The sequence below is a fragment of the Pedobacter sp. GR22-6 genome, from assembly GCF_037402555.1.
Taxonomy (GTDB): domain Bacteria; phylum Bacteroidota; class Bacteroidia; order Sphingobacteriales; family Sphingobacteriaceae; genus Pedobacter.
This window is the reverse complement of sequence record NZ_JBBEUC010000008.1, coordinates 25,582-51,036: the sequence shown is the minus strand read 5'-3', so window position 1 is coordinate 51,036 and position 25,455 is coordinate 25,582. Positions and strand designations below refer to the sequence as shown.

The 25,455-nt window shown below is 45.1% G+C and carries 20 protein-coding genes; 16 read left to right on the top strand and 4 right to left on the bottom strand.

Translation table 11 applies throughout. The annotated features are described in order from the left end of the window. The first annotated feature begins 72 nt into the window (after positions 1-72). From WAE59_RS25430 to WAE59_RS25375, 12 genes are all read left to right on the top strand, one after another. Entirely contained in the window at positions 73-1,965 is a 1,893-nt protein-coding gene (locus tag WAE59_RS25430) for a gamma-glutamyltransferase family protein (protein ID WP_337858830.1), read from the top strand. Between the two features lie 110 nt (positions 1,966-2,075). Next, on the top strand, positions 2,076-4,328 hold the full coding sequence (locus WAE59_RS25425; RefSeq protein WP_337858829.1) for a glycoside hydrolase family 95 protein: 2,253 nt from the start codon (positions 2,076-2,078) through the stop codon (positions 4,326-4,328). Positions 4,329-4,379: 51 nt separating this feature from the next. Next, positions 4,380-4,916, top strand: a complete 537-nt coding sequence (locus tag WAE59_RS25420; protein ID WP_337858828.1) for a GNAT family N-acetyltransferase — start codon at positions 4,380-4,382, stop codon at positions 4,914-4,916. Further along, entirely contained in the window at positions 4,913-5,317 is a 405-nt protein-coding gene (locus WAE59_RS25415) for a (deoxy)nucleoside triphosphate pyrophosphohydrolase (protein WP_337858827.1), read from the top strand. The genes WAE59_RS25420 and WAE59_RS25415 overlap by 4 nt, the downstream gene beginning before the upstream one ends. A 64-nt stretch (positions 5,318-5,381) precedes the next feature. Continuing rightward, positions 5,382-6,155, top strand: coding sequence for a hypothetical protein (locus tag WAE59_RS25410; RefSeq protein ID WP_337858826.1), 774 nt, complete (start codon positions 5,382-5,384; stop codon positions 6,153-6,155). A gap of 169 nt (positions 6,156-6,324) precedes the next feature. Continuing rightward, the gene (locus tag WAE59_RS25405; RefSeq protein ID WP_337858825.1) at positions 6,325-7,227 is read left to right on the top strand and encodes an energy transducer TonB; all 903 of its coding nucleotides are present in this window, start codon (positions 6,325-6,327) and stop codon (positions 7,225-7,227) included. Between the two features lie 35 nt (positions 7,228-7,262). Beyond that, entirely contained in the window at positions 7,263-8,339 is a 1,077-nt protein-coding gene (locus WAE59_RS25400) for a calcium:proton antiporter (RefSeq protein ID WP_337858824.1), read from the top strand. Positions 8,340-8,438: 99 nt separating this feature from the next. Then, the gene (locus WAE59_RS25395; RefSeq protein ID WP_010600649.1) at positions 8,439-8,663 is read left to right on the top strand and encodes a CDGSH iron-sulfur domain-containing protein; all 225 of its coding nucleotides are present in this window, start codon (positions 8,439-8,441) and stop codon (positions 8,661-8,663) included. A gap of 31 nt (positions 8,664-8,694) precedes the next feature. Next, entirely contained in the window at positions 8,695-9,495 is an 801-nt protein-coding gene (locus WAE59_RS25390) for an endonuclease/exonuclease/phosphatase family protein (RefSeq protein WP_337858823.1), read from the top strand. Between the two features lie 85 nt (positions 9,496-9,580). Next, entirely contained in the window at positions 9,581-10,234 is a 654-nt protein-coding gene (locus tag WAE59_RS25385; RefSeq protein ID WP_337858822.1) for an NAD-dependent epimerase/dehydratase family protein, read from the top strand. 135 nt (positions 10,235-10,369) lie between these two features. Continuing rightward, positions 10,370-13,654, top strand: a complete 3,285-nt coding sequence (gene ccsA / locus WAE59_RS25380) for a cytochrome c biogenesis protein CcsA (protein WP_337858821.1) — start codon at positions 10,370-10,372, stop codon at positions 13,652-13,654. A gap of 106 nt (positions 13,655-13,760) precedes the next feature. Further along, complete coding sequence (locus WAE59_RS25375; protein WP_337858820.1) at positions 13,761-14,981, top strand: basic secretory protein-like protein; 1,221 nt, start codon at positions 13,761-13,763, stop codon at positions 14,979-14,981. A 3-nt stretch (positions 14,982-14,984) separates the two neighbouring features. Here the strand turns inward: WAE59_RS25375 and WAE59_RS25370 are convergent, their stop codons facing one another. After that, positions 14,985-16,268 carry a BamA/TamA family outer membrane protein gene (locus tag WAE59_RS25370; protein ID WP_337858819.1) on the bottom strand — a complete coding sequence of 428 codons (1,284 nt, stop codon included), beginning with the start codon at positions 16,266-16,268 and terminating at the stop codon, positions 14,985-14,987. Positions 16,269-16,284: 16 nt separating this feature from the next. Beyond that, entirely contained in the window at positions 16,285-16,656 is a 372-nt protein-coding gene (locus WAE59_RS25365) for an MmcQ/YjbR family DNA-binding protein (RefSeq protein ID WP_337858818.1), read from the bottom strand. Positions 16,657-16,739: 83 nt separating this feature from the next. Here WAE59_RS25365 and WAE59_RS25360 point away from each other — a divergent pair, with 83 nt between their 5' ends. Continuing rightward, a complete protein-coding gene (locus WAE59_RS25360; protein WP_337858817.1) occupies positions 16,740-17,774 on the top strand; it encodes an LLM class flavin-dependent oxidoreductase in 1,035 nt (344 codons plus the stop codon). 125 nt (positions 17,775-17,899) lie between these two features. Beyond that, positions 17,900-19,417, top strand: a complete 1,518-nt coding sequence (locus tag WAE59_RS25355) for a S8 family peptidase (protein ID WP_337858816.1) — start codon at positions 17,900-17,902, stop codon at positions 19,415-19,417. Between the two features lie 13 nt (positions 19,418-19,430). Here WAE59_RS25355 and WAE59_RS25350 read toward each other — a convergent pair whose 3' ends face one another. Continuing rightward, on the bottom strand, positions 19,431-20,576 hold the full coding sequence (locus WAE59_RS25350) for an acetate/propionate family kinase (RefSeq protein ID WP_337858815.1): 1,146 nt from the start codon (positions 20,574-20,576) through the stop codon (positions 19,431-19,433). 10 nt (positions 20,577-20,586) lie between these two features. Then, the gene (pta, locus tag WAE59_RS25345; protein ID WP_337858814.1) at positions 20,587-22,677 is read right to left on the bottom strand and encodes a phosphate acetyltransferase; all 2,091 of its coding nucleotides are present in this window, start codon (positions 22,675-22,677) and stop codon (positions 20,587-20,589) included. 105 nt (positions 22,678-22,782) lie between these two features. On the opposite strand from pta, the gene WAE59_RS25340 reads away from it, so the two are divergent. Then, a complete protein-coding gene (locus tag WAE59_RS25340; RefSeq protein ID WP_337858813.1) occupies positions 22,783-24,987 on the top strand; it encodes an ATP-binding protein in 2,205 nt (734 codons plus the stop codon). Between the two features lie 3 nt (positions 24,988-24,990). Then, the gene (locus WAE59_RS25335; RefSeq protein WP_337858812.1) at positions 24,991-25,410 is read left to right on the top strand and encodes a response regulator; all 420 of its coding nucleotides are present in this window, start codon (positions 24,991-24,993) and stop codon (positions 25,408-25,410) included. Positions 25,411-25,455 lie beyond the last annotated feature (45 nt).

Sequence of the window (25,455 nt, the reverse complement as noted above, 5' to 3'; positions counted from 1 at the left end):
TATCTGTTATTGCTAAGTTTGGTTTGTATGGTAAATGACAGATTTTCCAATGCTTTTGAGTAAATTTAGCTCATGATGTTACATAGAAAAGCACTGTTTGCTGTCGTATTATGCCTTTTTACCGGCTTTAAATTATCAGCTCAGCAGACTCAAAAGCCTGTTTTACATGGCAGCAACTGGATGGCCATCACAGGCAAACCCATGGCAGCTACAGCAGGTGCAATGATCTTTCAAAAGGGAGGAAATGCCGTGGACGCTGCATGTGCGATGCTGGCAGCCACTTGTACCATGTGGGATACACTGAGTTGGGGCGGAGAAACGCAGGTGCTGATCTATGACCCGAAGCAGAAAAAGGTCATCGCGATCAATGCCATGGGGGTGGCGCCGACGGGTGCAACAGCAGATTTTTTTAAGCAAAAGGGCTATGATTTTCCACCTGAATACGGACCTCTGGCGGCTACTACGCCAGGTACGCCGGGAGGACTAATCTATATGTTGATCAACTATGGAACAATGAGCCTGGAGGAAGTGCTGGCTCCATCCATACAAATGGCTGCTGGCTATGCTATTGAGAGTCAGGCTGCCAATATCATGGAGCGTCAGAAGGAGATGATCAAACAATGGCCGTATAGCGCGAAGGTTTTTCTGCCGCATACGGGCGAAAAACGAGAAGCACCAGAAGGTGGGGAGATCTTTGTTCAGAAAGACCTGCTGGCTACCTTAAACAAAATGGTGGCTGCGGAAAAAGCCGCTTTGAAAAAAGGGAAAAGCCGCAAAGAAGCACTGATGGCAGCATACGACCGTTTCTATAAAGGCGATATTGCTGAAGAATTTGTGAGGGGATGCCAGGAGCAGGGCGGACTGATCACAATGAAGGATCTGGCCAACTGGAAACCTTTGACTGAAGAACCTTTGATGGTGAACTATAAGGGCGTCGATGTCTATAAATTGAAACAATGGACGCAGGGACCGGTGATGCTTCAGGCATTGAATATCCTGGAAAACTTCGATTTGAAAAGTATGGGCTACAATAGCTCAAAATATATCCACACGGTCTACCAGGCTATGAACCTGGCTTTTGCAGACCGGGATTTCTATTACGGAGATCCTTATTTTGGGCCGGATGAACCCATCAAGGGCCTACTGAGCAAGGATTACGCAAAGGAGCGTGCAAAGTTGATCAGCCTGGATAGAAACAATCCGAACATTGGCCCTGGAAATCCATATCCTTTTGAGGGAAAGGTAAATCCATACATCGATCTGCTGAAGAAACGAGGCTATGAACTGGATACTAATAAGCGCAATTTTGCACCGAAACACGATTTGGGCAATTACTCGCCTAAGGGGGAATATGAAGACAGGCTTTGGAGAGGTACTACTTCTGTGGAGGCTGCGGATAAGGAAGGTTGGGTGGTGTCTATTACTCCAAGCGGTGGTTGGCTACCTGCTTGTATCGCCGGAAATACAGGAATTGGAATGAGTCAGCGCATGCAGAGTTTCGTGCTCGATTCGGCAATTAATCCTTTCAATGTGGTAGCACCAGGTAAACGGCCGCGCGTGACACTTTCTCCATCATTGGCGATGAAGGATGGGAAACCATTTCTTGCCTCTGCCGTGCAGGGAGGAGATACGCAAGATCAAAATCTGCTACAATGCTTTCTGAACATGACCGAATTTGGGATGAATGTGCAGCAGGCCGCTGAGGCCCCTAATTTCAATACCAATCAATTGTGGTTATCGCTGGGCGGTACAAAAACTGCGGACCGGATGCCAAAACCTGGTCAGCTCTTGCTGCAGGAGGGTACATCGGAGAAAGTACGGGGGGAACTGAAAAAGATGGGGTATATCCTGAGCTTCGACGACCGGACCAGCGGCCCGATCAATGCCATTTATTTTGATTGGAAGCACGGTAGTCTATGGGGAGGTTCCAGCAATCATGGTGAAGATTACGGCATAGGCTGGTAACTCGCTGCTGGGCTTGACAAGCTTGCTGAGGATAATGACAAAATTGCTGAATAATGCTGCGGTCATTCCTTTTAGTTTTGATTGACACGTACACCAAATGATCCAACGAAATGAACAAGCATTCTTTACTATTTTTTATGGTATTTCTGGGCCTGCAGTTACAGGCGCAAAACACCCGGCAGCTTTCCAATACAACTACACTGAAGTTGTGGGAAGATAAACCCGGAAAGGTTTGGATGACCGATGCTTATCCTATCGGCAACGGCAGGATCGGTGGTATGGTTTTCGGAGGAGTGGAGCAAGAGCATATTCAGTTTAATGACAATACGTTATGGACAGGCAATGAAACAGACAGGGGAGCTTATCAGGCTTTCGGGGATTTATTCATTGATTTTGATTCCAGTGCAGGTTTTTCAAACTATCACCGTGAACTGGACATCAGCAAGGCGTTACATCAGATCAGTTACCAGCAAAGGGGAATTCGCTTTAGCAGGGAGTATTTTTGTAGTTTCCCGGATCAGCTGATGGTTTTGCGTTTTAAAGCAAATACCAAAGGAGCTTATTCGGGAGCCATCAGGCTCAAAGACGCACATGGCGCACAGCCTACCGTGACCGGCAATAGGATACAATTTGCCGGGAAACTAGGCAATGGAATGCTTTACCAGGCTTCGGCTCAGGTGCTCTTAAAAAATGGTAAAAGCAGCGTGGAGGCCAATCCAAATGGTGGCTCACAATTGAAGATCATTGGCGCAGATGAAATCACGATCCTTTTGGCAGGAGCAACCAACTTCAGTAATAGCAGGTCAACTCAGTGGCGGGGAGAATCGCCAGATCCAAAGATCAAAAGAATTTTAAGCGCAGCAGCCGAAAAATCTTATACTACATTGCTGGACCGCCATGTTAAAGATTATCAATCCTTGTTCAACAGGATGAGTTTGGATCTGGGCAAAAGCACACTCGCCAAAGTTGAGCTCCCTACACTCAGCAGATTGCTGGACTATAAAAATGGTGGAGATGCGGACCTGGAAGCTTTATTGTTCCAATATGGCAGGTACCTGCTGATCAGTTCTTCGAGAAAAGGAGGGTTGCCAGCTAATTTACAAGGATTGTGGAACGATAGCAATAATCCGCCCTGGGGTGGAGATTACCATACCAATATCAATATTCAAATGAATTATTGGCCAGCGGAGCCGGCCAACCTTTCAGAATGTCATATTCCTTACCTGGACCACATCAATGCGATCAGGGAAATCCGGAAGATCAATACCCAGAAAGAATATCCGGGTGTTAGGGGCTGGACGCTGAGGACAGAAAGTAATCCCTTTGGTGGGGAAAGTTACCTTTGGAATACACCGGGAAGTGCCTGGTATGCGCAGGCCTTATGGGAGCATTATGCTTTCACTAAGGACCTCAACTATCTCAAGAATTTTGCTTATCCAATACTGAAAGAAATCTCTGAATTTTGGGACGATCACCTCAAGCGCAGGCCTGATGGTACGGTGGTGGCGCCTATGGGCTGGTCGCCGGAGCATGGTCCTACGGAAGATGGAGTAACGCATGACCAGCAGATCATTTACGATCTGTTTACCAACTACATAGAGTCGGCCGATGCTTTAGGCATAGATAAAGCTTATAGAGACCATATCGCAGATTTGAGGGCACATTTGTTGAAACCAAAAATCGGTAAATGGGGACAGTTGCAGGAATGGGAGACAGACAGAGACGACCCTAAAGACCAGCACAGGCATGTATCGCACCTGTTTGGACTTCATCCGGGAAGAGAAATCAGTACAATAAAAACACCGGAACTGGCCAAGGCAGCGAAAGTGAGTCTGTTGGCCAGAGGTGATGCTTCTACCGGTTGGTCCATGGCCTGGAAGATCAATTTCTGGGCGAGGTTGCAGGATGGCGACCATGCGCATCAGATCATTCAAAATTTTATAACACCTGTTGGTGTAGCAGGTATTGACTACAACAATGGCGGTGGAATCTACGCAAATTTGTTTTGTGCCCATCCGCCTTTTCAGATTGATGGCAATTTCGGTTATACAGCCGGAATCGCTGAAATGCTGATCCAGAGTCAGACCGATGAGATTCAGGTACTTCCAGCCTTGCCAAAAGCCTGGCCAAATGGAAAGGTCAAAGGACTAAAAGCCAGGGGAAATTTCGAGATATTGAACCTGGAATGGAAAGATGGTAAGGTCAATCTTCTGGAGATCAAATCGTTAGGTGGCGCAGACTGTAAATTGCGGCTTCCTTCAAAGCTGAAGTCGGTTCAGAAAATAGCGGCTGTCGCAATTGCGGATGATTATCAATACACATTTCCAACTCAGGTGGGTCAGAAGTACACATTCTCATTGTAGCGTCTGGTTTTGCGCAAAAGCCTTAGATTTGCGTAACTAAGCATTGCCGATATGAAAATTTTTGCAGAGACAGACCGGATTTTATTGAGAGAAATTGTAGTGGAAGATGCCGCCGCGATGTTTGAGATGGATGCAGATCCGGAAGTACATCGCTACCTGGGTAATTCACCTATTGAATCAATTGAAGAGGCTGTAGCAAATATCCTGTTTATCAGGAAACAATATGAGGAGATAGGCATCGGTCGCTGGGCGATTTTAGAGAAGGAGAGAGGAGCATTTGTGGGCTGGGGAGGCATGAAATTCAGGACAGACGAGGTAAATGGCCATCAGAACTATTATGATGTAGGTTACCGCCTGTTGCGGAGACACTGGGGGAAAGGATATGCGACGGAATCTGCAAAGGCCTCGGTAGATTATGGCTTTTCCAGAATGGAAATGCAATCGATCTATGCAATGGCACATATAGAAAATCTGGGCTCCATAAATGCTTTACAAAAAACAGGATTGAAAATCACCGGCCAGGTGGAGCACGAAGGCATTTTGTGTCACTGGTTTGAGATTAGCAAACAAGATTGGTTGAAGCGATGATGGAAGTAACCTGCGCAATTATCATAGACGAGAATGGATTGGTTTTAGCGACCCAACGGAGCGAGCAGATGAAGATGCCTTTGAAATGGGAATTTCCCGGTGGTAAAGTCGAGGCTGGCGAAAGTCTGGAGGAATGTTTAAAGCGGGAAATACAGGAAGAGCTTGGGATTCTGGTAGCTGTTGGAGAACAACTCCTTGATCATACACATCATTATCCGGATTTTTCCATTAGGCTGATCCCGTTCATTTGTAAGATTATAGCCGGCAGCATTGAGCTGAAAGAACATCTGAAATATGGCTGGCTGAGGGCTGAAGATTTGCCGGAGCTCGACTGGGCGGAGGCAGATGTGCCTATCATGACCAACTACCTTAAATACCACAAAAAAAATGACCCTAAATAGATCGCACAGTACAAAACATTCAAGCTTCATCTTTGTAGTTTCTTTGATATCTAAAACAATCGTTATGAAAAATCTTCGAGTATTTGCCGCTATTACATTGGTCAGTTTTTCGCTTTGTTCCTGCTCTTTAAATAGGTCTGTCGGCAGTGGTAAAACAAAGACTAAAGTCAAAGGATTAGATCCAAAAGAGACTAACCCGAGTAGGGCAGTGATCAATGCTACTGGAGATGGGATGAGTCCGGGTATTAACTCTGGTCAGCATGGAGTGGGTTCGGAACCGAATGCCCGTGCGATAGCCGATCAGGCGATTGCCCGTGCAAACAATGTTTCCAGGGAAAGCGTGGTAAAAGTTGATCCGATCAGAGTGACCGATGGTTTACTGCAGCCGGGACGCGCCGCTGGGAAGATCAGCATCGGACAAAATGCAGAGGATGTGTATAAGGCGATGGGTAAGCCTGATGGCGGCGATGCGGCTATGGGCAAAGCGGTGGCCTACTGGCACCAGAAAGGCGAGGCTGCCGATCATGCCACTTCGATATATACCGCAAGAGATACAGGTGAAAACCCGATTGCAAGGGTGAGGCAGATCCGTGTGAGTTCAACCGCTTTTAAAACTGAAAATGGCATGGGTGTGGGTTCTACACTTGCGGAGATTCAAAAGGCCTACCATGTGACCAAATCTGAATCTTATAAAGTCGGAGGCCAGAGCTACACCGTATACAGTGACCCCTCAGGTATTTCTTTTGAGGTAGATACCAAGGGGAATTGCGTCGCAGTGATCATTTATACCAAGGGTGCGCAGCCTGGAAGTTATTTGAGCCTGAGGCCTACAAATTAATAGGACCTGTTTTTCGGGATTTTGAGATGATCCTTACAGTTAATAAATTGAAATTGATCTTTACGAGAGTGGTATGTATTTACTAAGATAATTTTCCTGTTAAATGCGTCTGGTATTGCCGAAATAATTCTTTTTGATAATATTGCATATAAATTAACGACGTTGATATATGCTTTCAATAGTAGATGAAAAGCCAGAAAAGATAAAGGCTTCAAAATCAAAGAAAATATGGACTGGCATCCTCCTGGCCTTATTGGTCGGCTGCCTGATTTGCGCTTTTATTGTTGCTGTTGAGGAGCCGCTTCTCATTATCATTAGTGTAATTTCTATCGTAGCCCTTCAATCGATGTGGTTCGAAGTGCTTCCAAACTCCAAATGGAATCGCTTTGCAAATACAATGCTTGCATTCGGGATGGCTGTTCCCTTCATGATTGGGCTTATACAGCTCAGAAAGGCATATATCAGATATGAACTAGACCACTATGGCCTCAGCACAGAGGCAAAAGTAGTGCATACTTATACTAAGCGGAGGCTAAAAGGAGGAAATAAAAGCTACGCGGTACTTCAATTCAATGTAGGGGGCAAGATGACCCTTTCGCAGCTTGAGAATAATCGGGAAAAACTAGGTCTCCATGAAGAGCTTAGCATCCGATACTCATCCCGTAACCCGCAAATCCTGGAAGTTCTGAAACGGATTCCGGCAAAGTATTTCTCTAATGATTATTTGCCGGTATCTCAGGGCAAAGAGGGAAAAGGTTTAAAAGCGGAAACTTTTATGGAATCCCCACCGAAATTCAGGGGCGGTGCAGACGGTTTGTATGCTTATCTGAGGTCCAGTGTTCAGTACCCTGATGAGGCCAGGAAAAGAGGTATTACTGGCAAGGTTTACCTTTCTTTTACGATCGGTAGAGATGGTAGTGTGCAGGATATTAAAGTCGACAAGGGCATAGGTTATGGTTGCGATGAAGCGGCTGTTGCAGCACTGGCCGGATGTCCAAAATGGCAACCCGCTGTTCATTCTGGAAAGGTTGTCAAAGTAAAATATCATATACCTATTAACTTCAGCCTTTAAAAACACTTTTAGAAGAATTTGTGTTGTATAAGGATATGATGAAACTTTCCTTACCTATCTGGACGATTGCTGCTCCCATTATCGCCTGGCTGGCCTATTTTGGCATTAGCCTGGAATTGGGTGATTACTACAAATTTTTTCTCGGAGCTGTGCTGATTGCCAGCGTACTTGCTGCTGTACACCACGCTGAAGTGGTAGCGCATAAAGTGGGTGAGCCATTCGGTACGCTTATTCTAGCATTAGCGATTACTTTTATTGAAGTGGCGCTGATTGTCTCGATCATGCTTTCCGGTGGACCGGAAATCCTGACGCTGGCCAGAGATACTGTATTTGCTGCGGTGATGATCATCATTACCGGAATGACTGGTATATGTATCCTGACGGGTGCGTTGAAATTTAAGGAGCAGACCTTTAAGTTGCAGGGGGTAAGTGCGATATTGATCACGCTGACTGCGATTTTAGTACTTACTTTAATTTTGCCCAATTACACTACAGGCGAACCTGGACCGGCATTTACGCCAGTACAGTTGGGTTTTGTCGCCATCATTTCCTTGATCTTATATGGCACTTTTGTATTGGTTCAGACTGTTCGCCATAGGGATTATTTTTTGCCTAAAGAGGTACAGGATGAAGAAACCCATGCCGATCCACCGACATTGAAGACTGCCTTATTCAGTTTATTGCTGCTGATCCTTTGTCTTGGAATTGTGGTGTTACTGGCTAAATCACTGGCCTATGACATTGAAGTTGCGGTGATCAGCGCAGGTGCACCGAAGTCCTTGGTTGGTGTAATTATTGCCGCAGTGGTGTTGTTGCCGGAAGGATTGGCTGCCTATAAAGCAGCGCGTAACAACCGTCTCCAAACCAGTCTGAACCTGGCGCTAGGCTCTGCTTTGGCGAGTATTGGACTGACCATTCCCGCGGTAGCGGTGGTTTCCATGATGACGGGGCTCACCATCACATTGGGCATAGATTCCAAGTCTGCTGTACTACTGTTTTTATCCCTGTTCACCGTCACCATCTCCCTGGCTAATGGCAAAACCAATATTCAGCAGGGCGTCGTGCTTTTGGTGATTTTCGCGGCTTATTTGTTCACGATGGTTATGCCTTAGTGATTGAAAGATTGCAGATACCTATAATGTTTCTAAACTAAAAATCGGCAACCGAACTGTTGCGGGATTGTCCTAGTTTTGGCCAACGAAAAAATTCATATGTCAAAAACAAAACTAACAATCAACAACAACGGTTCGGTGAAAATAGAGGGCGATTTCGAGATCGTTGATAGAAATGGTAATGTATATGGCTTGCAGGGTAGGGAGGTTTTGTCCATCTGTCGCTGTGGCCTTTCTAAAAATAAACCATTTTGCGATGGCGCTCACAATGGCCATTTCGAGCATGAGGCGATTGCTTTCGACCTGCCTCCTAAAAAAGTTTAATTTCTTTTTCGCCATTTCAATACGACCAGAGATGAGGTATTTGTTGTTCCTGTTCCTCTTTACTTTCAATTTGGGCAGTTTTGCCCAGGAACTTAAAGTCTGTTCATGGAACATCCAGAACTTCGGTAAATCTAAGGACGATGTTGAAATGGCGTATATTGCCAAACAAGTCAACCAATTCGATCTCATTGCCATTCAGGAGGTGGTAGCCAGTGCAGGAGGACCGCAAGCAGTGGCCCGTCTTGCAGATGAGCTGAACCGGATGGGCAGCCAATGGGATTATGCGATCAGCAATCCGACAACGGGTAAAGCGAGGGAACGCTACGCATTCTTATGGCGGACATCGAAAGTCCAGAAGAAGGGGGATGCCTGGCTGGAACAGAAGTACGAGAAGCAAATCGAAAGAGAACCCTATTTTTGCCGGTTCATCGCTGGTAAAGCCAGTTTTACGATGGCCAGTTTTCATGCGGTCCCCAAATCAAAACTCCCCGCTACGGAGATTAAATATTTAAAATTCCTGCCTGCACGGTACCCCAGCGATAAGCTGATCTTCTGTGGTGATTTTAACCTGCCTCAATCGAATAACGTTTTTTATCCATTGAAAGATCTGGGCTATAAACCGGTTTTGGTAGGGCAGAAAACTTCTCTGAAGCAGGAGTGTGTGGCCGATAATTGCCTGGCTTCTGAATACGATAACTTCTTTTTCAGGTCAAGTGAGCTTCCAGTTGTCAAATCCGGCATCCTTCATTTTTACAGCGATTTTGCTGATATGCTGACCGCACGGGCGATCTCTGACCATGTGCCGGTATTTATTTACCTGAGCCTAAACTAAATCCTTTTCGGAAAAAAGCTAACATTCCCTTTGCTGATTTGTTGCTATACAAAGCGTATTTTTATACACCTTATACGAAGCATTCATGGAAACAGCAATAGTGATAGGCGCCACGGGTTTAGTGGGTTCGGCTCTAATAGATTTACTGATTGGGGATTCGGGATTCAGCCGGGTTCTGGTGTTCAGCCGGAGGTCCATAGGACGCAGCTCCAGCAAGCTGGAAGAGCACATCATCGATTTTGATCAGCCGGAAAACTGGAGGAACCTGGTAAAGGGGGATGTCTTGTTTTCTTGTTTGGGCACTACACTGAAGCAGGCAGGCAGTAAGGAGAAGCAATACCAGATTGACTACACCTACCAGTATCAATTTGCAGAAGCTGCATCAGAAAACGGAGTGCCTTTTTATGTACTGGTTTCATCAGCAGGTGCAGATCCTGAGTCTAGGTTGTTCTACAGCCGGATCAAAGGCGAACTTGAAAGGGATGTGAAAAGGCTTCATTTTTCAGGAATTCATTTTCTCCAGCCCAGCTTATTGCATGGCAAGCGCAAGGATGAGCGTTTCGGGGAAAAATTTGGTTATCGTTTACTGAAAGGGCTCAATGCTGTCGGACTATTTCGCAAATACCGACCTATTGACGGAGCTACTGTTGCGAAGGGCATGATCGCCGCGGCATTGGCAGAGAAACCTGGTGTACATAGCTACACCCTCGATGAAATCTTCCCGCTCGCCCGCGAATAAGGCAATTTATCGTTACTGGTATGTCATTTCTAAGCTACAATTGCAGATTATCTTCGGAAGAGGGTGCTGGAAATCAATGGAAGTGTAACTTTGCGCGCTGAAGGCGCAAGCTGAATACACACCAAATACAAAGAAATGATTAAAAAGTTAGGTTCGATCCTTTTCTCCACCCGTACGATGGGCACGCTCTTACTGTTATATGCCTTCTCTATGGCGATGGGTACCTTCGTAGAAAATGACTATGGTACGCCTGTGGCAAAAGCATTGATTTACAATTGCTGGTGGTTTGAACTGATCATGCTGATCCTGGTGATTAATTTCATCGGAAATATCGGCAGGTATAAACTTTATCAACTCAAAAAACTCCCTCTATTGGTATTTCACTTAGCTTTTGTGATCATTTTTATCGGTGGTTTCATTACGCGTTACATCAGCTTTGAAGGCTCTATGCCGATCAGGGAAGGGGAATCCAGCGACCGCATCATTTCCGATGCTACCTTTTTTAAGGTGCAGATCGGCAATGACAACGATGCCCTTGCTTATGACGATGTGCCTGTAACTTTGCTTTCGGATCGTGTCCCTAGTTATCTGAAGCCGTTTAAAAAGACTTTTTCAGGTGAATATGATTTCCGTGGCGAACGCGTGAAACTTAAGGTAGTCGGTTTTTATCCACGTGCCCAGGACTCACTCGTTCGGGATGCATCCGGGGTGCCTACTTTACACCTGGTGGTATTGGAAAATGGCCAGCGTGTCAATAAATACATTCCATCCGGCAATGTGCAACTGATTCAGAACATGTTGTTCAGTTTCAATAAGGAAACTACCGGCGCGATCAACATTACGGATGCAGGCGGCAAATTTCAGATTTCTTCGCCCTATGAAGGGAATTACATGATCATGGCCACCCAGGAGCGTAAGGTGGTGACTGGCAATAATGAAGTGCAGCCCTTCAATCTGAGGAGCTTATATACCTATGGAACGCTTGCTTTCGTGGTGCCTGAAGCGGCAACCCCAGCGCGAATCATGCGTTATGAGGGTGACAAAAAGACCCATGAGAATGATCCTGATCTGATAGAAGTGGCCATTACGACAAGTACGGCCAGCGATACGGTTTCATTTTACGGAGGTAAGGGAATGACCAACTTCCAGCACCAAAGCACTGTTGGAGGACTTCGCATTTCACTTGCATATGGTTCTAAAGTTTATACTGCACCTTTTTCACTGAAACTGGTCGATTTCAAAATGGAGAAATATCCAGGAAGCGATAGTCCTTCTGCTTATTCTTCTGATGTGATGATTCAAAGCGAAGGAAAAGAGACGCCTTACAAGATTTATATGAACCATGTCCTTGACCATTCCGGTTACCGTTTTTTCCAATCCAGTTTCGATCCTGATGAATTGGGAACCATTTTGTCGGTCAATCACGATGCCTGGGGCACTAACATTACTTATATCGGTTACACTTTGCTGTTTCTGGGGATGTTCGTCACCCTGTTCTGGAAAGGCACCCATTTCTCCAAATTGAATGAGCAGTTGAGATCGCTTTCTAAATCTAAGGCGACCCTGGTGCTGCTGATGCTATTGCCTCTGGGCGGTGCTTACAGTCAGAAGATCGACATGCACGGGACGGATGGCACACACCAGCACACGCCTGGAGATGGGCATGATCATGCACATGATGCGCAGGCTGAAGCACAGCAACAGCCAGCTGGACATGAACATACCGCGGAGGTGAAACAAGTCTTGTCTATGGCTTCCGTAGATGCCAAATCATTTGCTGAAACGGTGAAGATAAATCCACAGCATGCGGAGCAATTCGGAAGCCTGTTGGTGCAAAATATAGATGGCAGGATAGAGCCGGTCAATACGCTTGCCCTGGAGGTACTACGTAAGATTCATGGCAAAGAACGTTTTTATAACCTGGATGCCAACCAGTTTTTATTGTCGGTGTCCACAGCTCCTTTCAGTTGGGTGAATGTACCCCTGGTGAAAATCAGTACTAAGGGTGGACCTGAAGTATTGAAGACTTTAAAGGCCGATGAAAATGGCTATACCTCTATGGTGAACCTGCTGAATCTGAGTGCCGATGGATCAGCCGAATTTATTCTTGCGGAAGACTATCAAAAGGCTTTTGCCAAAAAGCCGGCCGATCAGGGCACGTATGACAAGTTTGTGCTGGACCTCAACGATAAGTTATACGCGATGCAGCAATTGCTGGATGGTCAGTACCTGAGGATTTTACCGCTTGCCGGTGATGCCAATAACAGATGGGTAGCGATGCCTTTTAATCCTATCGGTACGGAAACGCTTTCTAATCCTGTGGCCTTGTATTTCGGCAGCGTGATTGCAGCGCAGACCTCGGGCGATTGGACAGGAGTGGATGCGAAGCTGGACCACATCAAGGGCCTACAGTTGAAGCACGGAAAGAATGTGGTGCCGTCTGAGGCTAAGATCCAGTGGGAGATCAGGTACAATTCCTGGAACATTTTCCTGAAACTAATGATCGTTTATGCCTTGTTGGGTTCTGTGATCCTGGCTTTGGCTTTTGTGAGGTTGTTTAAGCAAAATAAAACTTTAAACCGGTTGGTGACCTTCTTCCTGATCCTAATGGCCTCTGCTGCAGCTCTGCAGGCTTTAGGACTAGGTGTTCGCTGGTATATATCCGGACATGAGCCCTGGAGTAATGGTTATGAAGCGGTCTTATTCATCAGCTGGATCGGTGTCTTGTCGGGGATGCTGATGTACCGAAATAGTAATGCTTTTATCCCGGCTGCAGGTTGTTTGATCGCGGTGATCCTGATGGGATTTGCCCATGGTGGTTCTCAGATGAATCCTCAGATCACACCGCTTGTACCTGTACTGAAATCTTACTGGCTCATGATCCACGTGGCCATCATCACTTCAAGCTATGGATTTTTTGGTTTGAGCGCTTTATTGGGTACGGTGGTACTCGTACTTTATATCATTGATGGAAATAAGATCGCTGCCAAAGTAAAAGCATCCATTGCCGAGCTGAGCATCGTGAATGAAATGTCGCTCACTGTAGGTATCTTCTTGCTGACTGTAGGAACCTTTTTAGGTGGTATCTGGGCCAATGAAAGTTGGGGCCGTTATTGGAGTTGGGATCCAAAGGAAACCTGGGCGTTCATCTCGGTCATCGTATATGCATTTGTATTGCACGTTCGCCTGATCCCTAAGCTGAAGAGCAAATATTTATTCAATCTGCTCTCGCTGATCAGCTTCTCTACGATCATCATGACTTATTTCGGCGTAAACTATTACCTGACCGGATTGCACTCTTATGCGCAGGGAGATCCTGTACCAATTCCATCATGGGTTTACATCACCGTAGCCTCTGTGGCGGTTCTGGGCTTTGTTTCTTATAAGCGCTACGCTGTGAGGAATAAGAAAGCCGCTTAGCTTTCTGCTATTGATACTACGAAAAGACGATTGCCCATGGCAATCGTCTTTTTTACATAGGGAGAATTTGTTATCTTAAGGGCTTAACCAAATCTCCCGTATAAACATGATAAAACTCAAATCTAACCAAATTATTGCAGTCAGCTGCTTAATCTGCATGCTCGTCATCAGCAGTTGTAGTAAGAAAAATGGCTCAGAAGTCGAAATTCCATCGGCTATCCCGCCACAAGAAGAAAAGCCAGAGCAAGCCATTACTGAAATGGACATCACAAATTTGGGTACTTTATCTGTCAATATAGAAAATACCGGTGGCAAATCTGCAAAGGAAGGCTCGCTCAAATTGGTAGATAATGACATCAAGACAAAGTTTTTGATATTCTCCTACGCTAAAACGTTTTTTATGCAGATGACATTTCCTGAAGCGAAGAAAGTAGGCAGCTACACCATTACTTCAGGAGACGATGCGGATGATCGTGATCCACAAAGCTGGACCATTACGGCGTCAAATGACGGGATCGAATGGATTGAACTCAATACCCAGCCCTATGAATATTTCCCTGAGCGAGGACAAACTAAGAAGATCAGCTTTAAAAATCCTGCTGCTTATCGGTATTACCGATTGAACGTAACTGACCTGCGTGGCGGTGCCTTATGTCAGCTTGCAGAATGGCGTCTGATCCAGGTACCGGACAATAAGCAAACTACATCACTTGTCAGTAAAATGGAAACAATTGTTCAGGGTAAAAACACACTGGTGTTTGTAGACAAATCACCGGATTTGTCTGCTACTGTGAAAGCCGGACTGATCAATGTATTTAAGGAGAACTATCAGAAAGAAGCAGATTTATATAATGTAAATGCAACCAATAAGGTCGTCTTCGTGATGGAGCCCTTATACAAAGGTGTTGCTGCTGCTTTCGGAGGGGCGATAATTCGCTATGACCCTTCCTGGTTTAAAAGTAATCCTAAGGATCTTGATGTGGCGACACATGAAATGATGCATGTGGTACAGGCGTATCCATATGTCGCAGACGCGGGCTGGGTCACTGAAGGTATTGCGGATTATGTTCGCTTTACGATGGGGCTTAGTAATCCTGAGGCCAATTGGAGCCTGCCTAATTATTCAGCCAATCAATCTTACAAGGATGCTTACCGTGTTACGGCCCGTTTCTTTTACTGGTTGGAAAAGCATGGCTATGCAGGGATCGTGGTTAAATTGGACAGCAGCATGCGCAGCGGCGCTTATACGCCATCTTTCTGGACTACGAATACGGGCAAGACGGTCGATCAGCTCTGGGCAGACTACGGTAGCAATCCAGCACTATAAAGACTAAAAAGCTTCAGTAAGACCGAGAAAGAATCCCCTCGCACCATATTTTCCAAAGGCATAGTCCAGGCAAAGATTGGTGCGGGTGGCTTTATTGAATAAAACCCTCAAACCTGCGCCACCACCTGGCTGCCATCGCTCAAACAATGCAGTACCTTGCATGTCATTGGCACTTTGTACATTGAAAAAGGTCACGCCGCTAAGGAATTTATTGTTCAGAATCGGAAAGCGGTATTCCAGTTCCGAGTAAAAATACTGTGGTGCTTTGAAGTAACCAACAGTATAACCCCGTCCACTTCTGAAATAACTGTCCCTGCCCGTTCCCGGTAATTCCAGGTAGGGAAGTTTCCCACTCACTAAATAGGAACCCCAGTTCCAGAAGGCGATCACATGCTCCGGATGTGTTTTTGATAGGCTCCAGTACTTCCTGAAGTCAGTAGTGACCTGTACTGCATTCTTGGAACTGCCGATCCAGGTCTGATTGGCACGGATACCCGCATCAATATAGATCCCTTTGTAGGCCCGGTTTTGATTGTCCCGGGTAGTATACTGTACGTTGAAAAGAAAACCGTTTGATTGGTAATGGTCTCTGTTGAAGCCATAACGATCGCTGTAGATGTTGTAGGGAGTCAGCTCATTTGTAGCGCCCCGGTCTTCAATATTTCGTCTGATCTCAAAAGAGACGCCAGCGCCAAGAAACAGATTGTCTTGTACCTGCTTGTAAATTTTTTCTCTAAAATTGTAGTATTCTGCATGGAGCACGTAGGCCTTTCGGTCCGGATTGCTGAGTGCCAGATTAGCCTCAGAACCAGTTGCGGCATTGCCAATTCCCAGTCCAAAATCCGGGGTCACCGTCTTGGCAGCGACCAGACTTCCCTGCAAGTTCCACTTGTTGGCGGGTGTATAGATGTTGTGGTTCAGGTAAAAATACAGAATGCCTTTGGTGGTAATAGACGCTGAAGTGGCAGCGATTGACATTAACGTATTGGGTTCTGAACCCAAAACCCTTCCTGCAACCGCCTTAATGCCAATTTGGGCGCCGATACTTGGGTTGTAGGCGAAATTGGGGATGATGGTGATTCCGGAGGGTTGCTTTTTGGTATTTGCGGGTCTTCCCGGGTGAAATAGGTTCCTAAACAGATCTCCGACATCGTATTGATCTGAAATGGGTTTTTGACGTAAACTATCCCTCACTAAAGTATCCGGCGTAGGTACTACCTGCGCGCTCAAACTGTGGATGCCGAACATGAAACAGGATAAACTAATGATGATGTGCTGAATTCTCAATCTGTTGTGTTTTGGTTTATAACGATAAATCAGAGCCTATATTTCCCAGCTCCTCCCGTTGTTTCTTAGACAGGCTGGCCAATACCAGGTCATAAGAATGGTCGATGAGTTCTTTTAGAAAACTGAACTTCAGTCCACCGTCCATAGCTACCGTATTCCAGTGCTTTTTATTCATATGAAAGCCAGGAACGATTTCATGGTGTTGTTCGCGTAGTTCAATAGCCCTTTCAGGATCACATTTGGCATTGAAACGATCGCCCCGTTCCAAACCTACGAGTAAAAAGATTTTGCCACCGATTTTAAATACCAGAGTTTGATCGCCGAAAGGCAGGTCTTCACTCGCTCCCGGTTTTTGTAAACAATAATCCCTTAATTCTTCTATGTTCATACTCAAAAATACATTTCTTATCCTATATCAAGGTTCAGGCTCACTGCATTTGTTACTTTTGACCATCAAAAAATAAGAAGATTATGGAATTAGGTATAGGAATGTTCGGTGATTTGTCCTTTGACGCGAAAACAGGTAAACCGCGCCCGGCCGGGCTCAAGTTGCGGGAGATTATGGAGCAAATCAAATTGGCGGATGAGGTTGGTCTGGATGTGTTTGGTCTTGGCGAACACCATAGGCCGGATTATGCAGTTTCGTCCCCCGAGATTGTATTGGCTGCAGCAGCCAGCATTACCAAAAACATCAAGCTCATGAGTACGGTTACGGTACTGAGTTCTGCTGAACCTGTAAAAGTATATCAGGATTTCTCTACCATAGACCTGATTTCTGATGGTCGTGCAGAAATTGGCGTCGGACGTGGAAGTTTTATTGAATCCTTTCCGTTATTCGGCTACAATTTAAGTGATTATGATCAACTGTTTGAAGAAAAACTAGATTTGTTGTTGGCCATCAATGCGCATGAAGTGGTGAACTGGGAAGGAAAGTTACGGGCGCCGCTTCAAAACCAAACGGTATTGCCGAGGGCTACAAACAATGGGAAATTACCCATTTGGATTGCAGTAGGTGGTACTCCTCAATCCGTATTGCGCGCAGCTGTACTGGGCTTGCCCTTGGTTGTTGCGATCATCGGAGGAATGCCAAAACAGTTTCAGCCATTGATTGAATTTTACAAGCAGGAATACGTGAAGCATGGACATGACCTGGGTAAGATGCAGATTGGGATCCATTCTCATTCCTTTGTGAGCAATAATGAATCGGATATTGATCAGTATTATTACAACTATGCTGCGCAGATGGATCGGGTTGGCGCATCACGCGGCTGGGCGCCTTACGCAAAGGAACAGTTTGACGGTGGCCGGTCCAAAGAAGGTGCCTTATTTATGGGAGATGCAGCGCAAGTGACTGATAAAATCCTGTATATGCAGGAGCTGTTTGGCATTACCAGATTTATCGGACATATGGATGTAGGCGATCCATCACACAAAGAGCTGATGAAATCGATTGAAATCTTCGGAACCCAGATTGCCCCTGCAGTGAGAAAAGCGTTGGCGGTTTAAGTGGACATGGCATCGCAACTGTTAAATAATGTTATAGTTTATTGTTTTTCCTGACCGAAAGTCTATATTTAGCGCCTCATAATAAAAACTGTATTGTCTGCTAGGGACGATACCCAAACATCAGCATGAAGAAGAAACTGAACTTATTATTGATGGCTGTGGCCTTTGCTGCCACAGCTTCAGCACAACAGCCAGGATGGCTGCACAAAGACTTAAAAGCGGATTCTGTTTTTGGAATCAGTGCCGACAAGGCTTATAAAGAACTCTTAAAAGGCAAGAAGCCAAAACAGGTGATTGTTGCGGTGATAGATGCAGGTGCAGATTACAAACATGAAGACTTGAAGGATGTGATCTGGAAAAACAAAAAGGAAATTGCAGGCAATGGAAAGGACGACGACAAGAATGGTTATGCTGATGATGTGTATGGCTGGAATTTCCTGGGTTCTGCAAAAGGTAGCGTCATGTATGACAACATGGAGATTGCACGTATTGTAAAATCCAATCCAAACTCGCCTTTAAAAGATACCCTTGCAAAAAAGGTTAATGAGGCCAGAATGAATGCAGGCAATATTGCCGGTTTTCAGCAGGTCCTGAATGGGGTAGTAGCGAAGCTAGGTACTACACCTGACTCCACTGCTTTTAAGAATTTCAAATCTGCCGATGGACAGCAAGCTCAGGTTGCTAGGATCATCTATCAAATGATGCAGGGTGGGGCTACTTACCCGGAGATTAAAGATGGGATCGCGTCTGATCTGAAGCATTTTGAAGATGAACTGAAATACAACCTCAATGTAGATTACAATTCCCGGGATACCGTAGGCGATAACTATGCCGATGTCAATGAGAAAATCTATGGCAATGCTGTTGTAGATGCACCAGATTGCGACCATGGTACCCATGTATCCGGAATTATTGCGGCAAAGCGTGGCAATGGATTGGGGATTGATGGCATCGCAGATGCAGCATTGATCTTGCCAGTTCGCGCAGTACCTACCGGTGATGAGCGCGATAAAGACATTGCCAATGCCATCTATTATGCAGTAAACAATGGTGCCAAAGTCATTAACATGAGCTTCGGTAAAGGCTACTCTCCGGAAAAGGAGGCAGTAGATAAAGCGGTGAAATATGCGGTTAGCAAAGATGTATTGTTTGTTCACGCTGCTGGTAACGATGCCAAGAACGTGGATGTAGAAAACAATTTCCCAAGAGCAGCTTATTTGAACACCGGTGATGCAGCTGCAAACTGGATCGAAGTAGGTGCTTCTGGTTGGTCAAATGATGAATCGCTGCCTGCGTCGTTTTCGAACTTTGGTGCTAAGACGGTTGATGTGTTTGCTCCAGGTGTAAAAATCAATTCTACCACACCGGGATCAAAGTATGCAGATCATGATGGTACAAGTATGGCTTCTCCGGTAGTAGCGGGTATCGCTGCGCTGGTACGCGAATATTATCCAGCGCTAACTGCCAGCCAGGTAAAAGAGATTATCGTTAAATCGGTGGTGAAAGTCAATTATAAAGTAAAAAAACCAGGTACTGATGATCTGGTAGATTTTACCGACTTGTGCAGTTCGGGAGGCGTTGTCAATGCTTATGACGCACTGGTGCTGGCTGCAAAATACGCAAAAGGACAGGTGTCAAAATAAGACACCTGATCCATTATTTTTCCCTGAGCATGTGGTATGTCTGATGGGCAATTTCATATTCCTCATTAGTGGGAATGACCAATATCTGAACTGCTGAGCTTTCCTTATGGATCGCCAGCAGTTCTTTTTTGTACTGCCCATTTTTCTCTTCGTCAAGGACGATGTTAAGGTAATTCAGTTCACGGCAAACTTCAGCCCGCATGGCGACGTCATTTTCGCCAACGCCTGCGGTAAACACAATGGCGTCTAAGCCATTTAATACCGCAGCATAGGCACCAATGAATTTTTTAATGCGGTAGGCGTAAAGTTTGATGGCCAATTGGGCAGCTTCATCACCCTGTTCGACTTTCTTTCTGATATCGCGCATATCACCGGTTCCACCTACACCTAATAAACCCGATTGCTTGTTCAATAAGTTGCTGAGCTGACTGAGGGTATAACCGGAATGTTCCATCAGGTGAAAGACGACAGAAGGATCGATGTCACCGGAACGCGTGCCCATCATCAGGCCACTAAGAGGACCAAAGCCCATGGTCGTATCTACAGATTTTCCGGCGTTCACCGCTGTCATGCTACAGCCGTTACCGAGGTGGATCGTGATGAGTTTAGCATCTGGTTTATCTAACCACAGCATAGCTTGTTCACTCACATATTTGTGGCTTGTACCATGAAAACCATATACACGAATGCCGTGTTCTTTATAATAGGATTCCGGAATGGCATAACGATAGGCCTGCTCGGGAATGGTCTGGTGAAATGCGGTGTCAAACACGGCAATTTGCCTGGCATTTGGGAAAGTCTCTTCCGCTACTTCTATGCATGTGTAATTGGCGGGATTGTGCAGCGGGGCCAGGGAAAATAGTTTCTTGATCTGGGTCTTTACAGCTTCGTTGATGATGACCGCGGCAGAGAACAGTTCTCCACCATGTACTACACGGTGGCCCACAGCATGGATGTCATCCGTGCTTTTGATCGCTGCTTCCGCCCCGTTGGATAGTGCTGCCAATACCTGCTTCAATGCAATAGAATGATCCTTGACTTCACTTCCTTTTTCTCCGATCCGTTCTACCAGTCCGCTGCGAACTGGTGTCTTCGAAGGCATACTAAATAACTGGTATTTCAGGGAACTGCTTCCTGAATTGATCACTAAAATATTCATGGGTATCTGCTTAATTGTCCTGGCATTGTATGGCGGTGATCACCACGGTATTGAATATGTCATCCACCGTACATCCCCGGCTTAGATCGTTAATTGGTTTATTTAATCCTTGTAACATCGGTCCGATGGCCAATGCCCCTGTTTCCCTTTGTACTGCTTTATAGGTGTTGTTCCCGGTATTTAAATCCGGGAAAATCAGTACACTTGCCCTGCCTGCCACTTCAGAGCCGGGGAGTTTTTGTCGGCCGACAACCGGGTCTACTGCTGCGTCATACTGGATAGGCCCTTCTATCTTCAGTTCGGGATGTCTGGCCTTCACAATTGCCGTTGCTTCACGCACACGCTCCACATCCTCACCTTCACCAGAAGTTCCGGAAGAGTAGGAAAGCATGGCTATTCTGGGTTCTATGCCAAACCTGGCACTGCTTTCTGCTGAGGAAATGGCAATTTCTGCCAGTTGTTGTGCCGTAGGGTTGGGGTTCACGGCGCAGTCGCCAAAGATTGCTACACGTTCTGGCAAACACATAAAGAAGATAGAAGAAACGACAGATACGCCAGGCTTGGTCTTCACAAACTGCAGGGCGGGCCTGATGGTATGCTGGGTGGTATGCACGGCGCCTGATACCATTCCATCCGCATGCCCTTTGTAGACCATCATCGTTCCGTAGTAAGATACATCGGTCATCATGTCCCTGGCCATTTCCATGTTTACGTTTTTGTTCTTACGTAATTCGTATAGCGTTTCTACATAATCAGTGTAATTGGAAGAACTCGCTGGATTATGGATGTGGATGCTGTTGATATCAAGACTCAGCCCAAGACGTTTGATGCTGGAGCCAATTTCCAGTTGATCGCCAAGTAATGTGATGTCCACAATGTCCTGGGCGATGAGTTTTTCTACTGCCTTCAGGATCCGCTCGTCGTTGCCTTCAGGAAGAACAATGTGTTTTTTCTGACTCTTTGCCCATTTTACCAGTTGATATTGGAACATGTGGGGTGTAATTCCAGTGTAGTTGAAGGTAATGATCTTGTCATCCAGTGCCTTCATATCCACATATTTCTCGAACACATCTATAGCCAGTTCGATCTTCTTGGTATTTTCTTTCGTGATCTTGGAATGGATACTTCCCATCCTGGTAGAGGTCTCAAAAGTCCCATAATTTACCGAGATGATCGGAATCACGGTCTGCAGACCTTCAATTAGTCGCAGCATGGGTTCGTCCGGCAGACTTCCTGCGGTAAGAACAATTCCAGCTACTTTAGGATAGTTGGCAGAGATGTTTGCCTGTAATGAACCAATGATAATGTCTCCTCTGTCACCAGGGGTAATGATGAGTACATTCTCCTTGATGTGGTTCAAAAAGTTAGGAAGCATCATCGCACCTGTTACGAAGTTGTCAACCGGATTGGCCATGAGTTCCTCCCCAAACAACACCTTGGCATTAAGTTCATTGGTGATTTCCTGCATCGTTGGACTTTGAAGTCCTTTTTCCATTGGAATTACCGCGATCATCAGCTCTGGAGGAAGCTGGTTGACCAACGCCTGCTTTATGCGTTCCGCTTCATCCGGATTGACCATATTGGCAATTACTCCAAGTACCTGAACATCACGCAATAGAAAGTTTCGGTAGATGTTGATTGCTGTTTTAAATGTCTGACTGGCTGTTTTATCTTTTCCAGATACAACAATGAGTACGGGTGCCGCCAGGTTTTTGGCCATCAGTGCATTGGACTCAAATTCAAAGGCAATGCCTTCTCCTAAAAAATCACTGCCCTCGATCACTGTAAAATCATAATTGTCTTCAAGCTTTTTATACTTGCTGATGATGGTATTGATGATTTCGCCAGTTTCATCGTTCGCGGAATGCAGCATATCCTGTCTGGTGAAAGCAAATGCATCTTCATAATTTACCGGCAGTGAAAAATAATCCAGCATTGCTTCCACATGAAGGTCTTTTTCCTTGGGGTCATCCTGTGCAATTATGGGTTTAAAATACCCCACTTTCTTAGTTTTGGCAAGTAACATGTTAATCAAACCAAAGGCAATCACCGACTTGCCGGAATAAGGTTCTGCGGAGGCTATAAATATATTTTTAGTCATAAGGAGGGCTATGTTATGTCTAATAACGAAACATTGGCAAGATAGTTGAAAAAAGTAAAAATCTAGTAATTTTGTAACCTGCGATAATTTTGCATCCACACCTTTATGATTAATATTGACCTTACCAACTGTGACAGAGAACCTATACACATACCCGGAAAAATACAGTCACATGGATTTTTGCTCGCTGTAGATGCATTGACCTACCAAATCAGCTTTGCGAGTGCCAATGTAGGCGATTATCTGGGGTTAGATGGCGCTGCGTTACTTGATAAAAATATCTCAGATTTAAACATGCTGCTGGCTGGGGACGATGACTTCGACCTGAAACAGTTGTTGAAACTGGGTAAATTACAGGGGAACTTTGACATCATCAATCCCTATAAATTGATGATTGGCGAAGTTCACTATTACCTGATCATCCACCGGTCTGAAGCACATTTTGTACTGGAATTTGAACAGGCGACACTACAATACGACATACAGAATATCATAGGCAAATCTATATCCGAGATTTTGTCCAATAAAAACCTGGATGGACTGCTGAGCCGCGCTGCACAGGAAATTAAAAGTATGATTGAGTACGACAGGATCATGATCTACAAGTTTAAGGAAGATGGGCATGGCGAAGTGGTTGCGGAAGTTAAAAATGAGGATTTAGAACCATTTTTTGGCTTACATTATCCCGCGTCTGATATTCCTAAGCAGGCTAGGGAATTGTATAAGCTCAATATGACACGGATTATTGCAGACGTGAACACCGAGGCTTCAGCTATACTGGCTTACGAAGAGGGGATCACATTAGACCTGACACATTCCACATTAAGGGCTGTTTCACCCATACATATTCAATACCTGAAAAATATGGGGGTAGCAAGCAGTTTCAGTATTTCATTGCTTGCACATGGTGAGTTATGGGGATTGATTGCCTGCCATAATTATACGCCTAAGTTCATCGATTTTAAAGCGCGGGAAGGAACTAAACTGATTGGGCAAATCCTTTCTTCAGCTTTGGAGTACCGCCAGGTGGAGGAAGATAACGAACAAAATACCTTGTTGAACGAGGCTGTAAACGAATTGGCTGTTTACCTGGATAGGGATGCTGATGTCATCTCAGCGCTGACTAAACATGAGAAGACATTGGTGGATATGGCTCATAGTACCGGAGTAGCCATTCTCTTTGAAGATCGGATATATACTTTGGGCAGTACTCCTGAAGAATCTGATTTGCTCGAGCTATTCAATTGGCTAAAGTTAACCATGGACGAATCTGTTTACCACTCGGCCAAACTATCTGCAGTTTACAGACCTGCCCTAAAGTATACAGATAAGGCCAGCGGGATACTGGCCGCAATGTTGTCTAAAGATATGGGCGAACTGATCGTATGGTTCAAACCTGAGAAAATGCAGACGATTCACTGGGCTGGAAATCCAGATAAAGCAATGGAGCCTGCAGCGGATGGTACCTTATCACTTTCACCGCGCAATTCCTTTGCCAGCTTCGCAGAAATTGTAAGGCATACGTCCGAGCGTTGGACCAAAACCGAGATTTCAGGTGTCCTGAAACTCAGGGAGAAGATCATGACCACAGTCAACAAAAAGGCAAACGAAATCCGTTTGCTCAACGAGCGACTGAAATTAGCTTATGAAGAGCTGGATACTTTTAGCTACACCATTTCACATGACCTAAGAACACCACTTACTTCCATCAAAAGCTATACTGAAATGTTTCTTTTGAAAAATAAAGATCTCGACGAGCAGGGTAAAAAGCTGCTTGGCAGGGTGATGATCGGTGCAGATAAAATGGGCTACCTGATAGATGAGATTCTGAAGTTGGCCAGGGTAGGTCGTTCGGACGTAGAAATGGTAAGAATAAGTATGGAAACGCTTATAAAAGACATTGCTACCGAAGTCAGCGCGGCACAGAAAGCCAGTCATGTGCAGATCCAGGTTGGTGATTGTCCGGATATAGATGGTGATTTTACCCTCATTACTCAGGTATTTACCAACATCATTTCCAATGCTGTAAAGTACTGCGCTAAATCAGTGAATCCTAAAGTGAGCATAGAAGGTGTTGCTGAGGCCGATGAAATTATTTATAAAATCACCGATAATGGCATTGGTATTGACATTAAGTATTACGATCGGGTATTTGAACTTTTCAAGCGCATGGAAAACGTAAAGGACTTTGATGGAACAGGAGTGGGGCTCGCAATAGTCAAACGCATCATCGAACGTCATAACGGTAGAATATGGTTTGAAAGTGAACTGAATGTTGGAACTGTTTTTTACCTGGCCTTTAAAAAATAAGATATGATTTCCCCGGATATTTTTTACGTAGAAGACGATGAAGATTTTGCATTTATCCTTGAGCATGCTGTGAGAGAGGTTAAGGAAGATCTTACTTTGAAGGTGGTTGATGATGGTAAAAATGCGATTGCAACGCTAGAAAAGCTGGTGGAGCAGAAGCATAAGCCAAAATTGATACTGCTGGACCTGAATCTTCCAGGTCTATCAGGAATTGATGTCCTGAAAAAAATTAAGGAGATACCTTTTCTGAAATATGTGCCCGTGATCCTTTTTTCTACCTCTGACAATCCAAAAGATGTAAAGGCATCTTATGAATTTGGAGCGAATGCATTTGTGACTAAACCCTCAGGTTATTCTGATCTGCTGAGTTGCATGAGGTCACTGCACGAATTCTGGTTTACCCACAATAGAAACATTAATTGAGTTAGCTTTAAAATAAAAAAGCATCCTTTTAAGGGGATGCTTTTA

Excerpts from the sequence above, each read along its gene's own strand:
- WAE59_RS25430 (WP_337858830.1), top strand. The coding sequence starts at position 73 with ATGATGTTACATAGAAAAGCACTGTTTGCTGTCGTATTATGCCTTTTT.
- WAE59_RS25425 (WP_337858829.1), top strand. The coding sequence starts at position 2,076 with ATGAACAAGCATTCTTTACTATTTTTTATGGTATTTCTGGGCCTGCAG.
- WAE59_RS25420 (WP_337858828.1), top strand. The coding sequence starts at position 4,380 with ATGAAAATTTTTGCAGAGACAGACCGGATTTTATTGAGAGAAATTGTA.
- WAE59_RS25415 (WP_337858827.1), top strand. The coding sequence starts at position 4,913 with ATGATGGAAGTAACCTGCGCAATTATCATAGACGAGAATGGATTGGTT.
- WAE59_RS25410 (WP_337858826.1), top strand. The coding sequence starts at position 5,382 with ATGAAAAATCTTCGAGTATTTGCCGCTATTACATTGGTCAGTTTTTCG.
- WAE59_RS25405 (WP_337858825.1), top strand. The coding sequence starts at position 6,325 with ATGCTTTCAATAGTAGATGAAAAGCCAGAAAAGATAAAGGCTTCAAAA.
- WAE59_RS25400 (WP_337858824.1), top strand. The coding sequence starts at position 7,263 with ATGATGAAACTTTCCTTACCTATCTGGACGATTGCTGCTCCCATTATC.
- WAE59_RS25395 (WP_010600649.1), top strand. The coding sequence starts at position 8,439 with ATGTCAAAAACAAAACTAACAATCAACAACAACGGTTCGGTGAAAATA.
- WAE59_RS25390 (WP_337858823.1), top strand. The coding sequence starts at position 8,695 with ATGAGGTATTTGTTGTTCCTGTTCCTCTTTACTTTCAATTTGGGCAGT.
- WAE59_RS25385 (WP_337858822.1), top strand. The coding sequence starts at position 9,581 with ATGGAAACAGCAATAGTGATAGGCGCCACGGGTTTAGTGGGTTCGGCT.
- ccsA (WP_337858821.1), top strand. The coding sequence starts at position 10,370 with ATGATTAAAAAGTTAGGTTCGATCCTTTTCTCCACCCGTACGATGGGC.
- WAE59_RS25375 (WP_337858820.1), top strand. The coding sequence starts at position 13,761 with ATGATAAAACTCAAATCTAACCAAATTATTGCAGTCAGCTGCTTAATC.
- WAE59_RS25365 (WP_337858818.1), bottom strand. The coding sequence starts at position 16,656 with ATGAACATAGAAGAATTAAGGGATTATTGTTTACAAAAACCGGGAGCG.
- WAE59_RS25360 (WP_337858817.1), top strand. The coding sequence starts at position 16,740 with ATGGAATTAGGTATAGGAATGTTCGGTGATTTGTCCTTTGACGCGAAA.
- WAE59_RS25355 (WP_337858816.1), top strand. The coding sequence starts at position 17,900 with ATGAAGAAGAAACTGAACTTATTATTGATGGCTGTGGCCTTTGCTGCC.
- WAE59_RS25350 (WP_337858815.1), bottom strand. The coding sequence starts at position 20,576 with ATGAATATTTTAGTGATCAATTCAGGAAGCAGTTCCCTGAAATACCAG.
- pta (WP_337858814.1), bottom strand. The coding sequence starts at position 22,677 with ATGACTAAAAATATATTTATAGCCTCCGCAGAACCTTATTCCGGCAAG.
- WAE59_RS25340 (WP_337858813.1), top strand. The coding sequence starts at position 22,783 with ATGATTAATATTGACCTTACCAACTGTGACAGAGAACCTATACACATA.
- WAE59_RS25335 (WP_337858812.1), top strand. The coding sequence starts at position 24,991 with ATGATTTCCCCGGATATTTTTTACGTAGAAGACGATGAAGATTTTGCA.